16 protein-coding genes are annotated in these 14,315 nt (G+C 71.4%); 8 read left to right on the forward strand and 8 right to left on the reverse strand.

Annotation, left to right across the window (positions count from 1 at the left end):
- The first annotated feature begins 45 nt into the window (after nucleotides 1–45).
- Nucleotides 46–1,302, forward strand: coding sequence for a GNAT family N-acetyltransferase (locus BKA18_RS29905; protein ID WP_366045851.1), 1,257 nt, complete (start codon nucleotides 46–48; stop codon nucleotides 1,300–1,302).
- A gap of 110 nt (nucleotides 1,303–1,412) precedes the next feature.
- Here the strand turns inward: BKA18_RS29905 and BKA18_RS29910 are convergent, their stop codons facing one another.
- The gene (locus BKA18_RS29910; protein ID WP_366045852.1) at nucleotides 1,413–1,976 is read right to left on the reverse strand and encodes a GNAT family N-acetyltransferase; all 564 of its coding nucleotides are present in this window, start codon (nucleotides 1,974–1,976) and stop codon (nucleotides 1,413–1,415) included.
- Between the two features lie 165 nt (nucleotides 1,977–2,141).
- On the opposite strand from BKA18_RS29910, the gene BKA18_RS29915 reads away from it, so the two are divergent.
- From BKA18_RS29915 to BKA18_RS29925, 3 genes are all read left to right on the forward strand, one after another.
- A complete protein-coding gene (locus tag BKA18_RS29915) occupies nucleotides 2,142–3,683 on the forward strand; it encodes an AMP-binding protein (RefSeq protein WP_366045853.1) in 1,542 nt (513 codons plus the stop codon).
- Between the two features lie 128 nt (nucleotides 3,684–3,811).
- Nucleotides 3,812–3,943, forward strand: coding sequence for a hypothetical protein (locus tag BKA18_RS29920; protein WP_366045854.1), 132 nt, complete (start codon nucleotides 3,812–3,814; stop codon nucleotides 3,941–3,943).
- Nucleotides 3,944–4,060: 117 nt separating this feature from the next.
- Nucleotides 4,061–4,477 carry a hypothetical protein gene (locus BKA18_RS29925; protein WP_006602261.1) on the forward strand — a complete coding sequence of 139 codons (417 nt, stop codon included), beginning with the start codon at nucleotides 4,061–4,063 and terminating at the stop codon, nucleotides 4,475–4,477.
- Nucleotides 4,478–4,573: 96 nt separating this feature from the next.
- On the opposite strand, the gene BKA18_RS29930 is transcribed toward BKA18_RS29925, so the two are convergent.
- A complete protein-coding gene (locus BKA18_RS29930; protein ID WP_366045888.1) occupies nucleotides 4,574–5,125 on the reverse strand; it encodes a YciI family protein in 552 nt (183 codons plus the stop codon).
- A gap of 140 nt (nucleotides 5,126–5,265) precedes the next feature.
- Here BKA18_RS29930 and BKA18_RS29935 point away from each other — a divergent pair, with 140 nt between their 5' ends.
- Nucleotides 5,266–5,442: a hypothetical protein gene (locus BKA18_RS29935; RefSeq protein ID WP_366045855.1), complete on the forward strand. Its 177-nt coding sequence runs from the start codon at nucleotides 5,266–5,268 to the stop codon at nucleotides 5,440–5,442.
- 74 nt (nucleotides 5,443–5,516) lie between these two features.
- Here BKA18_RS29935 and BKA18_RS29940 read toward each other — a convergent pair whose 3' ends face one another.
- Nucleotides 5,517–6,320 (reverse strand): NAD-dependent epimerase/dehydratase family protein, encoded by an 804-nt coding sequence (locus BKA18_RS29940; protein WP_366045856.1) that lies wholly within the window; start codon nucleotides 6,318–6,320, stop codon nucleotides 5,517–5,519.
- 311 nt (nucleotides 6,321–6,631) lie between these two features.
- Between BKA18_RS29940 and BKA18_RS29945 the strand changes: the two genes are divergently transcribed.
- Nucleotides 6,632–8,272 (forward strand): AMP-binding protein, encoded by a 1,641-nt coding sequence (locus BKA18_RS29945; protein WP_366045857.1) that lies wholly within the window; start codon nucleotides 6,632–6,634, stop codon nucleotides 8,270–8,272.
- Nucleotides 8,273–8,293: 21 nt separating this feature from the next.
- Here BKA18_RS29945 and BKA18_RS29950 read toward each other — a convergent pair whose 3' ends face one another.
- The 5 genes from BKA18_RS29950 to BKA18_RS29970 all read right to left on the reverse strand — a co-directional run bounded on the left by BKA18_RS29950 (nucleotide 8,294) and on the right by BKA18_RS29970 (nucleotide 13,509).
- Entirely contained in the window at nucleotides 8,294–8,674 is a 381-nt protein-coding gene (locus BKA18_RS29950) for an MmcQ/YjbR family DNA-binding protein (protein WP_006602256.1), read from the reverse strand.
- Nucleotides 8,675–8,752: 78 nt separating this feature from the next.
- Complete coding sequence (locus BKA18_RS29955; protein WP_006602255.1) at nucleotides 8,753–9,502, reverse strand: hypothetical protein; 750 nt, start codon at nucleotides 9,500–9,502, stop codon at nucleotides 8,753–8,755.
- A gap of 496 nt (nucleotides 9,503–9,998) precedes the next feature.
- Nucleotides 9,999–11,465 (reverse strand): catalase, encoded by a 1,467-nt coding sequence (locus BKA18_RS29960; protein ID WP_366045889.1) that lies wholly within the window; start codon nucleotides 11,463–11,465, stop codon nucleotides 9,999–10,001.
- A gap of 224 nt (nucleotides 11,466–11,689) precedes the next feature.
- On the reverse strand, nucleotides 11,690–12,610 hold the full coding sequence (locus BKA18_RS29965; protein ID WP_366045858.1) for a 2-hydroxy-3-oxopropionate reductase: 921 nt from the start codon (nucleotides 12,608–12,610) through the stop codon (nucleotides 11,690–11,692).
- 59 nt (nucleotides 12,611–12,669) lie between these two features.
- Nucleotides 12,670–13,509 carry a TIM barrel protein gene (locus BKA18_RS29970; protein ID WP_366045859.1) on the reverse strand — a complete coding sequence of 280 codons (840 nt, stop codon included), beginning with the start codon at nucleotides 13,507–13,509 and terminating at the stop codon, nucleotides 12,670–12,672.
- A 135-nt stretch (nucleotides 13,510–13,644) separates the two neighbouring features.
- Between BKA18_RS29970 and BKA18_RS29975 the strand changes: the two genes are divergently transcribed.
- Entirely contained in the window at nucleotides 13,645–13,914 is a 270-nt protein-coding gene (locus BKA18_RS29975; RefSeq protein WP_366045860.1) for a TroA family protein, read from the forward strand.
- The gene (locus tag BKA18_RS29980) at nucleotides 13,911–14,309 is read left to right on the forward strand and encodes a helix-turn-helix domain-containing protein (RefSeq protein WP_366045861.1); all 399 of its coding nucleotides are present in this window, start codon (nucleotides 13,911–13,913) and stop codon (nucleotides 14,307–14,309) included. The genes BKA18_RS29975 and BKA18_RS29980 overlap by 4 nt, the downstream gene beginning before the upstream one ends.
- Nucleotides 14,310–14,315 lie beyond the last annotated feature (6 nt).

The following is a 14,315-nucleotide window of genomic DNA, read 5'->3' on the forward strand; positions in this document are numbered from 1 at the left end:
CAATAACGGGATGAGGATCCCGGCACGCCGGGTTAGCGTCCCCGGGTGACCCACGACGACACCCGCACCGCCCCCCACCTCGGGGACATCCCCGAAGAGGACCTCGACCAGGCCCTCGACCTCGTCTACCTCGCGTTCCACCTGACGCTCCCCGACAAGACCCGCACCTACCACCGCCAACTGCTGCGGGACTGCACCCGTATCGGCGCCCGGCACGGTGGCCGGCTGACCGGGGTGGCCGGGGCCCATCGCCTCGCTCTCTCCGTCCCGGGCGGTCAACTCCCCTGCGCCGCCCTCGACTTCGTCTCCGTGGCGCCCACCCACCGGCGCCGCGGGGTGCTGACGTCGATGATCGGCGAGCTGTGGCGCCGCTGCGCCGCCGACGGACAGCCGCTGGCCTGCCTGTGGGCCTCCGAGAGCGCCATCTACGGCCGCTTCGGCTTCGCCGCGGCCACCGAGGCGTACCGCGTGGAGATCGACTCCTCCCGGCCGCTCGCGCTGCGGATCGCGGCCGACCGGCGTCCGCTGCGGCTGATCGACCCGGCCGCGGCACCCGCCCTGCTCGCCGCGCGCTACGACGCGAGCCTGGCCGACCGCGCGGGCCGGTTCACCCGCGACGAGACCTGGTGGCGCACCCAGGTGCTGGACCTCGACGGCGCCCGCAGCGGCGACGACCGGGACGGCTTCGGGGCGGTGCGCGTGGTGGTGCTGGGCGCGGACGGCGAGGCGCCGGGCGGCTATGCGGTCTACCGCACCCGCTCCGCGAACGACAGCCGTCCCGGCGCGGTCGCGGTGACGGAGCTGGAGGCGGAGTCCGCACCGGCCGCCGCCGCCCTGTGGTCCTACCTCGCCGCGATCGACCTCACCTCGACCGTCCGGATCCACGCCCGCCCCGCCGACGACCTGCTGTTCAGCCTCGCCGCCGACCGCGACCAGGTGCGCGTCACCGGCCAGGAACCCGCTCTGTGGCTCCGGCTCGTGGATGTCCGCGCCGCGCTGACCGCCCGTTCCTGGGCGGCGCCCGTCGACCTCGTCCTCGACCTGAGCGACCGCGCGCTGCCCGCCAACGCGGGCCGCTTCCGGCTGACCGCCACCCCCGCCGGTGCCACCTGGACTCCCACTACGGACGACCCCGATCTCGCCCTGGACGTACGGGAGTTGAGCGCCTGCTATCTGGGCGGCACCCCGCTCCGGCGCTTGGCGCACGCCGCTCTGGTCACCGAGCACACCCCGGGTGCGGTCCGCCGGCTGGACGCCGCCCTCCAGACCGAGTGGCTTCCGTTCACGGCGGACAACGACTGATGCACGGGGGACAACGACTGACCTTGTCGTTTCCGGTCCGGGGTGGTCTGGGCGGTCGGGTCGGTCGTCGGGCCTGAAGGTGCGGGCGGGGTGTCCCTTCAGGTCCGCGCTCAGCCCGCGTCCGTCCCCCGCCGCGTCCGCAGGGCCGCCATCACCAGCACGTCGTGCCACTCGCCGTCCCAGTGGAGAGCCTCGCGCAGCCGGCCCTCCACCTCGAAGCCACACTTCTCGTAGGCCCGCCGGGCACGCGGGTTGTAGTCGAAGACCTCCAGCTGGACGCGGTGCAGGCCCACCCGGTCGAAGGCGTGGTCGAGCAGCAGCCGTATCGCCTCGCTGCCGATGCCGCGGTCGATGGCGTGCGGGACGAGGGCGATCCGGAACACCCCGTGGGCGTTGTCCTGGTCGATCCGGCTCAGCGCGAGTTCGCCCAGGAACGCACCGCTCTCCCGGTCCTCGACGGCGAGGTCGAGCCGGTCCGCACGGTCGGGGCAACCGGCGCACCAGTCCTGGATCTCCTGCCGAGTGAAGTCGTGGTGGGTACCGGTCAGCCGGCGCATCTCCGGGTCGTGACAGGCGGCGTAAAAGGCGTCCGCATGCCGCGCCGACAGCGGTACGAGACGAATCGCGTCGCCCGTCAGTACGGGCTTCTCGGAGAGTGCGGTGGCATCGATCACGGGGGGATGATGTCCGGGCCGCGGACGGCGCGGCAAGGGAATTGTCCGGCCGGGGAACGGGCGCGGCGGTGCCTGGCGGGGCAGACACGTCTGTTCCTGGTACCGCTACACGCACCTCTCCCGGTACATCTACGGGTACCTCTACATCCGAACGCAGGAGAGAGCATGCGGACACCGATGACGATCGCGGACTTCCTCGACCGGGCCGAGCTGGGGTTCCGCGACAGCCCGGGAGTGATCGACGAGCCGCGGCAACCCGCCCCGCCCGTGCCCGAATCGACCTACGGGCGGTTCGGCGCACGCGTCCGTGCCTGGCAGGCGGGCCTGGACGCCCTGGGCGTCGGTGCGGGGGAGCGGGTGGCGGTGGCCGCCCACAACTCCGCGCGCCTGCTGGAGTTGCTGTTCGCGGTGCCGATGAGCGGCCGCATCTGCGTCCCGGTGAACTTCCGCCTCAAGCCCGACGAGGTCGATTACGTCGTGCGGCAGAGCGGATCCTCGGTCCTGCTCGTCGACCCGGAGCTGGATGACACGCTCTCCGGCGTCACGGCGCGCCACCGCTTCGTCCTCGGCGAGCAGACCGAGACCCAACTGATGCGCTTCGGCGTCGAGCCGCGTCCCTGGGCGCACCCGGACGAGGACGCCACCGCGACCATCAACTACACCTCCGGCACCACCGCGCGTCCCAAGGGCGTGCAGCTGACCCACCGCAACATCTGGGTCAACGGCCTCACCTTCGGCCTGCACACCCGGGCCTGGGAGCGTGACGTCTATCTGCACACGCTGCCGATGTTCCACTGCAACGGCTGGGGGATGCCGTACGTGATGGCGGGTCTGGGCGCGAAGCAGGTGGTGCTGCGCAAGGTCGACGGTGCGGAGATCCTGCGGCGGGTCGCGGAGCACGGGGTCACGCTCATGTGCGGTGCCCCGGCCGTCTGGAACATGGTGCTGGAGGCGGCAGCGACCTGGGAGGGCGCGATCCCGGGCCGGGACCGGGTGCGGATCGTCTGCGCGGGCGCCCCGCCGCCGACCAGGACGATCCAGCGCGTGGAGGAGGAACTGGGCTGGGAGTTCATCCAGCTCTACGGTCTCACCGAGACCTCGCCGGTGCTCACCTTCAACCGCACCCGGCCCGCCGACCTGGACCTCCCCGCCGAGGAACGGGCCCGCAAACTCTGCCGCGCGGGCCTGCCCGCCCTCGGCGTCAAGCTGAAGGTCTCGGAGTCCGGTGAGGTCCTGGCCCGCTCGAACACGGTGCTGGGCGGGTACTGGGACAAGCCGGAGGAGACCGCGGACGTGCTGGAGGACGGCTGGTTCCACACCGGCGACGGCGGCACCCTCGACGAGACCGACGGCCACCTCACGATCTCCGACCGGAAGAAGGACGTGATCATCACCGGCGGCGAGAACGTGTCGTCGATCGAGGTGGAGGACACGATCTTCAGCCACCCGGCCGTCGCCGAGGTCGCCGTCATCGGCGTACCGCACGAGAAGTGGGGCGAGACGATCAAGGCTCTGGTGGTCCTCGCCGAGGGCGCGACGGCGCAGGAGGCCGACATCATCGCCCACTGCAAGCAGCGGATGGCCGGCTACAAGGCCCCGACCTCGGTGGAGTTCCGGGACAGCATTCCCCGCACCGCCACCGGCAAGATCCAGAAGTTCAAGCTCCGGCAGCCGTACTGGTCCGGGCGTGACCGAGGGGTCAGTTGAGGGTGCGCCCGTAGGACGGCGGGCACCGGGGTCCGACCACCGGGCAATCGCCCGCAAGGGCACCGCCGCCGCGGAGCCGACCGCCGTACGCCCTGGTTACCGCGCGGTCGGCCAGCCCGGCGCCCCTGATGCTCACCGCGGACGGCGAGGTGCGCGAGCTGCCCCCTACGGCACCCGCGCTGCCCCTGGGCATGGGCGACGTGGCGGGCTCCGATGCGGTTCCCGGCCACGCCTCCCGCGCACCTGTTACAAGACAGTGACGCCGGGGCCACAACGCACGCGGCCGAGGGCGCATCTATTCGGTCGAGAGTCACGCGAATGTGCAGATATGAGCTTTTGAGCGTGAACACCCACCATCGTTACCGAAAGGGACATCCATGATCGTCACCAAGCGGCACTCCCTGCGTATCGCTGCCGTCGGCGCCCTCAGCGCAGCAGCCGTCGCCCTGGCGGGCACCGCCGCCATAGCCGCCACCCCGGCGGCGTCCACCACTTCCGTCACGCAGAAGGCTGCCGTCACCAAGGCCGGCATCACCGCGAAGCCGTCGGTGACCGCGGTCAAGGCATGGACGCTGTTCCGTGTCACCGGCAAGACGACCGGCATCAAGGCGGGCAGCAAGGTCACCCTGCAGCAGAAGCAGCACGGCAAGTGGGTCTCCCTGCCGGCCTCCGCGCCCGTCACGCACAAGGGCACCTACTCGCTGGGCGTCAAGCTCGGCCTGAAGGGCAAGAACGACCTGCGCATCGTCAACGGAAAGACCGCCTCCAGCGTCTTCAACGTCACTGTGCGCTAGGTGTCTTGCCGTGACGCTCGGCTCCTGTTCCGCACGGTCTGGGGGCAGGGGCCGAGCGCCACGGTCGGTGGCAGGCAGGGCGGCAACGCCTCACGTTCATGACGGCCGCCCGCCGAACCGCCAGTGGTGGACCTCGATGTCGGCGTACCGGTCCGGTGTCAGGACGGCGCGTGCCGCGTCCGCATCCGGTGCCCGGACCAGCGCCGCCGTGCCCAGCCAGCCGGTGCCGTGGTCGGACAGCAGCGGTCCGTACGCGATGAGCTCGTCCCGGTCGGGCGGCACGGCGAGGTCGGCGGCCTGACCCGTGCCGAGGCCGAGCACCAGATACCGGTTGCCGCCGGTCCGGCCACCGGGGAAATCCCACATGGTGCGCCCCAAGGTGTTCTGCCACCGGCGCAGCAACACGTCCCGGTACACGCCGGCCTGGTAGCCGGGCTCGTCGAAGGCGAATGCGCGGGCGGCGGCGGGGTCCGGCAGGTCGACGAGGTGCAGGCTGCCGGTGGGTGTGTCGCCGTCGCCGGCGAGGGTGGGGCCGCGGGCGATCATCTCCGTCGCGTACCGGTCCATGTAGGACCAGTGCTCTTCCAGCAGCTCGTGGCGCAGCGCGAGGGAGCCGGGCCGATCGCGGTGGTAGATGAAGAACTCCATGCCCACAGTCTTCACCACCGTCCCGCACCGCCCCGCCCCCGTACGTCCGCATGCACGCCACCGAACCGGACGCTCAACTCGCGCCCCGAATACGGGAGTCAGGGCCGAGGCTTCCCGCCACCCCTGAAGCGCACAGCCTCATGCGGAAGGCGATGGCCTTCCTCGACGAGTCGACCGGCCGGATCGCCTACCCGGACCGGCCCGGTGAGACGCTCGCCGTGGCCACCACACTCCACAGGCTGGTCGTCTCGGCGCGGGACCAGATCTTCGACGATGCTGTCGCGTCCTCACCGGTGCCGGACCATCCGGACGTGTGAACACGTGGCGCCGGACCCGGGGTGCACGTGGGCGAGGCCGGGAACCTCCGCGCCACGTGCGCATCCGGCGTGGGTCAGGGCCCGAGGTGCTTGAGGGTGAACTCGGGCAGGGCGTAGGGGCCGGCCTGGGGTGCGGCCGGGTCGGCCGGGAGGTCCGCGCCGGGGATGTCCCCGGCATGCAGTTCGGCGTCGTCGACGGGGGTGTAGCCCAGCACCGTCGGGTCGGGGAGTTCCCAGAAGCGGCGGGTGTTGGCGGAGACGGCGTACACCGTGGCGAAGCGGGTGGACGACGGGGCGGTCAGCGCGGCCCGGACATAGCCGACGGCGTCGCGCGGGCTCAGCCAGGTCGCCAGATGCCGCGGCTCGGTGGGCGCGTGCTCGAAGCTGCCGATGCGCAGGCAGACCACTGACAGGCCGAACTTGTCGGCGTACATGCGCCCGAGGGCCTCGACGGCCGCCTTGCTCACCCCGTACAGGCCGTCGGGGCGTACCGGCTCGCGCGGGCCGGTGTGCTGCCCCGCGGGGTAGAAGCCGGTCACCCGGTTACTGCTGGCCAGCACCACCCGCTCGATTCCCGCGCGGCGCGCCGCCTCCAGCACGTGGTGGGTGCCGAGCACGTTGGCCTCCAGCAGGTCGGGAAGCGGCGCCTCGTCCGGGACCCCGCCCAGGTGGAGCACGCGGTCGGCCCCCGCGAGCGCCGACTCCACGGCAGTCGCGTCCCGCAGGTCGACGGTGTGGACGACCTCGTTCCCGGCCTCCGGTTGCAGCGGGACGCGGTCGACGAGGATCAAGCGCGCTGCCTCCCGCCGCAGCGCCTCCCGCACCACGGAACCGATGTTCCCCGCCGCGCCCGTCACCGCCACCGTCCCCAGACCCACAGCGCCTCCCCAGGTTTCGACAACCCTCGCATCTTCACGGTCGACGAACCGCTCGGCAAGGCTGTGGGGAACCCGGCCCGCCCGGTGCGCAGGTCCGCACCGGGAGCCACCGTTCACCCGCTCGGCCGGGGCGTCGGATGGTTGTGCGCCGTGAGGTCAGGGGAGGGGTTGATCCCCGGCTGATGAGGGGTGAAGATCCCTTGACAAGGTCGATCCCTTCACGGCCTCCGATGACGAGTCCCGCCGTTCGCACCGGGGAGCGCGGAGCAGCTCTTCGCGCACTCCCGTGACGCCCTGGAGGAGAACCACCGATGAGCCCGTCGCACCAGGAACTGTCGTACGCCAGCGGCGCCGCCGGACGCCCGCTGCTCGGCCACACCATCGGCACCGATCTGGCCCGCACCCTCTCCCGGTTCGGCGACCGCGAGGCGCTGGTCGAGGTGGCGAGCGGCCGCCGCTGGACCTACACCGAGCTGGGCCGCGCGGTCGACGAGGTGGCCCTCGGCCTGCTCGCCAAGGGCGTCACCAAGGGCGACCGGGTCGGCATCTGGGCCCCCAACTGCGCCGAATGGGTACTCGTCCAGTACGCGACCGCGAAGATCGGCGCCATCCTCGTCAATGTCAATCCGGCCTACCGCGTCCACGAGTTGGCCTACGTCCTGCGGCAGGCCGGCATCACGGTCCTGGTCTCCGCGACCCACCACAAGACCAGCGACTACCGCCGGATGATCGAGCAGGTGCGCGCCGAGAGCCCGGTGCTGCGTGATGTCGTCTACATCGGCGACCCCACCTGGGGCGGGCTGCTGGCCGCCGGCGCCGCCGTCCCGCAGTCCCGGCTCGCGGAGTGCGAACAGACCCTGACGGCCGACGATCCGGTCAACATCCAGTACACCTCCGGCACCACCGGCTTCCCCAAGGGGGCCACCCTCTCCCACCACAACATCCTCAACAACGGCTACTGGGTCGCCGAGACCCTCGCCTACACCGAGCACGACCGGGTGTGTCTGCCGGTGCCCTTCTACCACTGCTTCGGCATGGTCATGGGCAACCTCGGCGCCACCTCGCACGGCGCCTGCATCGTCATCCCCGCCCCTGCCTTCGACGCCGCCACCACCCTGCAGAGTGTCCAGGACGAGCGCTGTACCTCCCTCTACGGCGTCCCCACCATGTTCATCGCCGAGCTCAACCACCCCGACTTCGGCTCCTACGACCTCTCTTCGCTGCGTACGGGCATCATGGCGGGCTCGCCGTGCCCCGAGGAGGTGATGAAGCGGGTCGTCGCCGAGATGCACATGGCCGAGGTCTCCATCTGCTACGGCATGACCGAGACCTCGCCGGTCTCCACCCAGACCCGCCGCGAGGACGACCTCGCCCACCGCACCGAGACCGTGGGCCGGGTGCTGCCGCACATCGAGGTGAAGGTCGCCGACCCGGCGAGCGGGGTCACCGTGCCGCGCGGGACACCGGGCGAGCTGTGCACCCGCGGCTACAGCGTGATGCTCGGCTACTGGGAGGAGCCCGAGCGCACCGCCGAGGTCATCGATGCCGCCCGGTGGATGCACACCGGCGATCTCGCCGTGATGAACGACGACGGCTACGTCCGGATCGTCGGTCGCATCAAGGACATGATCATCAGGGGTGGCGAGAACGTCTATCCGCGCGAGATCGAGGAGTTTCTCTACTCCCACCCCAAGATCGCCGACGTACAGGTCGTCGGGGTCCCCGACGAGAAATACGGCGAGGAGATCGCGGCCTGTGTCATCCTGCGCGACCCCGAAGACCCGCTCACCCGCGACGAGTTGGCCCGCTTCTGCCGCTCCCGGCTCGCCCACTACAAGGTGCCGCGGCACCTCGACATCGTCGACGCCTTCCCGATGACGGTCAGCGGCAAGGTACGCAAGGTCGAACTGCGCGAGCGGCTGGCCAGGGACCTGGGGCGGGTGCCGCACTGAGCGGCCCCTTGGGGCCTCTTGTCAGGGCCGTCGCTCTCCCTGCCAGTCGAGCAGCAGCCGTTGTGCGCGCGGAAGCGAGGCGACCACGAGGTCGTACGAGTCCTCGATCATGTCGAGAACGAGCCGGTCGGGCAGGGCGCCGTCCAGGGAAACGGTGTTCCAATGGCGCTTGTTGAGGTGATATCCGGGCACCACCTCGGGATGTGCGGCCCGCAGCCGCTCCGCCAGCTCGGGCTCACACTTGAGGCTCACGGTGAGCGGAGCCTCCGTCAGCGTCGTCAGCGCGAAGATCTTGCCGCCGACCTTGAAGGTCGACACGTCCGGGTGCCGGGGGAAGGGGAACTCCTCGGCCGCCCCGTTGAAGTCCAGGCAGACGGCCCGCAGGGTGTTCGCGTCGATCATTCCGTCATTATCGCCGGAGCGGGGTCGGGCGGGGGCGATCACAGCTGACGCAACGTCATGTGGTGTTGCGCGGCCGGGTCACCGCCCGGCCGCGCCGTACTTGATCAGCTCGTCGGCCGGGTCGTTGACCGGCTGTGGGGTGCCGGTGAGGTCCATGACGAACAGCGGGAGACGGAGCTCGTCGGCGCGGGACCGGGCGTCGCGGGCGTAGCCGGCGAGGGAGAAGAAGACCGCGAGGGCCGAGTCGTTGAGGCCGTTGAGCCAGACGCATTCGATCTCCCGCAGCGCGGTGGCGTGGGTGGTCGGGTCGACCTGCGCGACCAGGCCCGTACCGCGCAGGTCCACGCCGGAGGCGGTGCGCTCCTGGGTCCGTGCGACATCGGCGTAGCCCAGCCACTTCAGGTACTGCTCGGCGGCGGTGACGCAGTCGCGGGCCGTACGGATCGTGACCGGGCGGAACGCCGGGCGCGGGGTGCCGTACGGGATGCCGTGCGGGGCGGGGGAGACGGGTGCGGGCTGCCGGGCGGGCCGGCCGGGTGACGGGAAGTTCGGGGGCGGTGGCGTGGGAGCCGGGGCGACCGGGACCCGGACGACCGTGCCGCAGGCGCAGCCGGACTCCGGCGCCGGCCACTCGTCCTGCCGTCCGCAGACCTCGCAGCGCACCTCCACCCAGGAGGCCTGCCAGGTGCGGTGCAGTATCTCGACGGGCACCCCGCCGCGCAGCACGGGCAGGGTCAGCGGGGCACCGCAGGCGCACGGGAAGGTGGGCGGGGTGAAGGCGTTCTCGCGGCGGCACGTGGGGCACCGCACCGGCACGCTCTCGGCCATGCTGGGCTCCTGGCAGGTCGGGCGGCAGTCAGGTCGGATCTGCTGCCGGCTCCATGGTCTCGCCAAAACCGGCCGCCCGGGGCCGAATTGCGGGAGAGCCCGGGGTGGGGAAGAACACGGGGAGCCATGGCGCACGGGGGAGCGCACCGGGGCGTGCCCACCCCGCCGGCGGGGGTACGGCGCGCCACCGGCCGGGGCCCGGCACACGTGGCGCAGGGCCCGGAATCCGTGACCGTACGGATTCCGGGCCCTGCGGTGGATCCCGTCCGACAGCGCGAGAAACGGCGCGACAGGACATCGCGCCGCCGGACGGAGTCAGTGGGGTCGCAGGAGGCGGGCTCCGCGGCGGGGAATCGGCTCGCCCTTCCTGCCGGGCGGGCGCTGCCACCGCACTGGAGTGTCCCGGATGCCGCGGAGCTCGCGCTCCCTGCCCGTACCGGCCGGCCGCCCCTCAGCCAGCCGGCCGGTACGGATGCGCAAGGATGCTGACCTCCCGTCAGTCCTCGCGCAGCTCGTGGACCCGTGCCTCGACGCGCTTGCCGTAGTCCGGGTCGGCGGCGTGGAAGTGCGTGAGGTTCTTCTCGATCACGTCGTCGCGCCCCACCTGGGAGAGACCGCCGGCGATGTTGTCCACCAGGCGCGTCCTCTCGTCCTCGGACATCAGCCGGTAGAGCTCGCCGGCCTGGAAGAAGTCGTCGTCCTTGGTGTGCGCCGGGGCCTCGTGGGTGCCGGTGTGGCCGGAGACGGCGAGCGGGGCGGAGAGCGCCTGGTTCGTCTGCACGGGGCCGCCGTAGGAGTTCGGCTCGTAGTTCTTGGCGTGCCGGTCGTAGCCGTTGGCCGCCATGAGGCCGTCCCGGCCGTAGTTGGCGGCTTGGCCACCAGAAACAGCCTTGGGGGCGTTCACCGGCAGCTGGGTGTGGTTGACGCCCAGGCGGTAACGGTGCGCGTCGGCGTAGGCGAACAGCCGGCCCTGGAGCATCTTGTCCGGGGACGGGCCGATGCCGGGCACGAAGTTGTTCGGGGAGAAGGCGGACTGCTCGACCTCGGCGAAGACGTTGTCGGGGTTGCGGTCCAGGACCAGCCGGCCGACCCGCTGGAGCGGGTAGTCCGCGTGCGGCCACACCTTGGTCAGGTCGAACGGGTTGAAGCGGTAGCCCGCCGCCTCCGCCACCGGCATGAGCTGCACGTACAGCGTCCAGGAGGGGTACACGCCGCGCTCGATGGACCGCAGCAGGTCGGTCTGGTGGCTGTTGGGGTCCTTGCCCGCCAGCTCGGCGCCCTGCTCGCTGCTCAGGCAGCGGATGCCCTGGTTCGTCTTGAAGTGGTACTTGACGAAGAAGGCCTCGCCCTCGGCGTTCGTCCACTGGTAGGTGTGCGAGCCGTAGCCGTTCATGTGGCGGTACGAGGCCGGGATGCCGCGGTCGCCCATGAGCCAGGTGATCTGGTGGGTGGCCTCGGGGGAGTGCGCCCAGAAGTCCCAGACGTTGTCCGGCTCCTGCTTGCCCGTGAAGGGGTCGCGCTTCTGCGAGTGGATGAAGTCGGGGAACTTGATCGGGTCCTTGATGAAGAACACCGGGGTGTTGTTGCCGACGAGGTCGTAGTTGCCCTCTTCGGTGTAGAACTTCAGGGCGAAGCCGCGCGGGTCACGGGCCGCGTCCGGGCCGCCCAGGTTGTCGGCGACGGTCGAGAAGCGGATGAAGGTCTCGGTCCGCTTGCCGACGGTGTTCAGGAAGTCGGCGCGGGTGAAACCAGTGACGTCGTCGGTCACCTCGAAGTAGCCGTACGCACCGGAGCCGCGGGCGTGCACGACCCGCTCCGGGATGCGCTCGCGGTTGAAGCGGGCGAGCTTCTCCAGCAGATGCTGGTCCTGGAGGACGAGCGGGCCGCCGACGCCGGCGGTGGCGGAGTTCTGGTTGTCGGCGACGGGGGCGCCAGCCTCCGTAGTGAGAAAGCGCGCCGTCAGCGTGGGCTTCGACATGGTGACCTTCCGTACGAGAGCGCGGAAGTTGGCTTCCGCTGTCGGAGCGTAAGAAGCGCTCCGACCAAACGTCAACAGTTTGTTGAAACAAACCGGGGGTGGAGAGGCGGGGCGAAATTCCGGGCGGCGGCCGCGCCTGGGCGCGACAGGACAGGTGTCGGCGCGGCCGCCGCCCGGAAGCTGGAGGGGGCGTGCCGTCGGTCCCGGCCTCAGTCGGCGGTGGGCGCTCCGGAGAGGCGCTCGACGCCGCGCAGCAGGGCGGAGTGGTCGAGGCCGCCGTCGCCCTGGGCGCGCAGCGCGGCGACGAGGCTGGCGACGAGGCTGCCGACCGGGAGGGCGGCGCCGACGGTGCGGGCGGCGTCGGTGACGATGCCCATGTCCTTGTGGTGCAGGTCGATGCGGAAGCCGGGCCGGAAGTCGCGGTGCTTGAAGTTGTCCTTCTTGCGGGTCAGGACGGTCGAACCGGCCAGCCCGCCGTTGAGGACGTCGAGGGCGGCCGCCAGGTCGACGCCGGACTTCTCCAGGAAGACGACGGCTTCGGCACAGGCCTGGATGTTGACGGCGACGATGAGCTGGTTGGCGGCCTTGACGGTTTGACCGGAGCCGTGCGGGCCGCACAGCACGATGGTCTTGCCCAGCGCCTCCAGGAGGGGGCGGGCGGCGTCGAAGTCGGCCCGGTCGCCGCCGACCATGATGGACAGCACGGCCTCGACGGCGCCGGCCTCACCGCCGGAGACGGGGGCGTCCAGGACGCGGATGCCCTTGTCGCCGGCGGCCTCGGCCAGGTCTATGGAGGTCTGCGGGGTGATCGAGGACATGTCGATCAGCAGCGCGCCGGGCCGGGCGTTCTCCAGGATGCCGTCGGGCCCGTAGGCGATGGCCTCGACCTGGGGGGAGGCGGGGACCATGGTGATGATGACGTCGGCATCGGCGACCGCCGCGGCGATCGAGCCGGCCGCGGTGCCGCCGGCCGCGGCCAGCCGCTCCAGCTTGTCGGTCTCCAGGGTGTAGCCGGTGACCGAGTAGCCGGCCTTGAGCAGGTTCTCGGCCATGGGGGAGCCCATGATGCCCAGGCCGATCCATGCAATCGCCGGGCGGGTCGGGCGGGAGGAGTCAGCAAGGTTGCTCATGAGGGTGCCTCTTTCGAAAGCGTGCGTCGTCAGGCGGGGGGCCGCCGGTTTCCTACGGGTCAGCTCGCCGCGCGCAGCGGGGCCGGCAGCCAGGCGAAGGCGCCCGCGCTCGGCCCGTCGCCGGGCTTGTACTCCAGGCCGGTCCAGCCGTCGTAACCGGCCTTGGTGAGGCGGTCGAGCAGATCGGCGAAGTCGAGGTCGCCGGTGCCGGGGGCGCCGCGGCCCGGGTTGTCGGCGATCTGCACGTGCGCGGTCTTCGCGGTGTAGCGGTCGATGACCTCGTGCAGGTCCTCGCCGTTCATCGACAGGTGGTAGAGGTCCATCAGGAACCGGGCGTTGTCCAGGCCGGTGGCCGCGTTCACCGCGTCCACGACCTCGATCGCCCGGGGGGCCGAGACGATCGGGCAGTGCGGCGACTCGGGCGCGTTGAGCGCCTCGATCAGCAGCGTCCCCGCCACCTCGGCGACGGCGCGGGCGGCGAACGCCAGGTTCTCCAGCGCCAGTTCGTCCTGCTCTGCCTCGCTCACGCCCTCGACGCGGTTGCCGTACAGGGCGTTGAAGGAGGTGCAGCCCAGCGAGCGGGCGAACTCGACGGCCACCGGCACATTCGCCCGGAACCGCTCCGACTCCGCCCCGGGGACGGACAGCGCGCCACGGTCGGGCCCCGGCAGCTGCCCCGCGTAGAAGTTCAGGCCCACCAGCCGGGTCCCGGCGTCGTCCAGCGCCGCACGCAGCGCGGCCGTCTCCGTCGGGTCGGGGACCGGGGCGTCCACCCACGGCCACCACAGCTCCACCGCCGTGAAACCCGCCGCCCGTGCGGCCGCCGGCCGCTCCAGCAACGGAAGCTCGGTGAACAGGATCGACAGATTGACGTTGAAGCGCGTGTCCGTGAAGCCCATCAGGCCGGCGCCCCTTCCGGATAGTGGAACTGTTTTTCTGCTTAATGGAACACTGCCTGCCGGGCTCGGAGGCTGTCAAGGGGGCCCCGGGGCAATTTCTGGTGGCCGGGCCGAACCGCGCGTAGGTTGAGCGACGTGCGATTGAGAGTGGAGTTCACGACGGAGCCGTTCGATCTGGACGAGGCGCCCCCGCATGCGGTGGTGGCGCGGGACATCGTCACGGGCGCCGCACTGGACGCCGTCGACGTCGGCCCGTTCGGCAATACGGCCGAGGGCGACGCGGACCGGGTGCTCGGTGCGGTGAACGCCCTGCTGCGGGAGACCCTGCAGGCGGGCGCCACCCGGGTCTCCCTCCAGGTCAATGTGATCGCGGACGCCGGGCGCGGCGAGGGGGAGGCGACGTGACGGAGCCCGCCGACCACCCGTTCGTCCAGGCCGTCAAGCCGCTGGTCGATGCGATGGGCGGCCGGCTGGTCGCACCGGACCAGGCCGAGGGCGATGACGTCGTGCTGACCTGGGAGGGGCAGGACCGGGTGGCCGTACGCCTCCCCCATCTGTCCGAGTCCCTCGACCACATCCTCGTCGAGCTCCAGCGCCGGCACGGCAAGCCGCTGGCGGAGCTGGACCGCAAGACCAAGCAGTCGGTGGTGCGGATCCTGGAGTCCCGGGGCGCCTTCTCGGTCCGCCATGGCGTCGAAACGGTCGCGACCGCCCTCGGCGTCAGCCGCTTCACCGTCTACAACTACCTGAACCGCGAGAGCGCCGCGCGGGAGCCCGGGGCGCAGGCGGCAGGCGAGTAGCGGGGG

It is taken from the genome of Streptomyces auratus (assembly GCF_050433025.1).
In the GTDB taxonomy this organism is placed as follows: Bacteria; Actinomycetota; Actinomycetes; order Streptomycetales; family Streptomycetaceae; genus Streptomyces; species Streptomyces sioyaensis.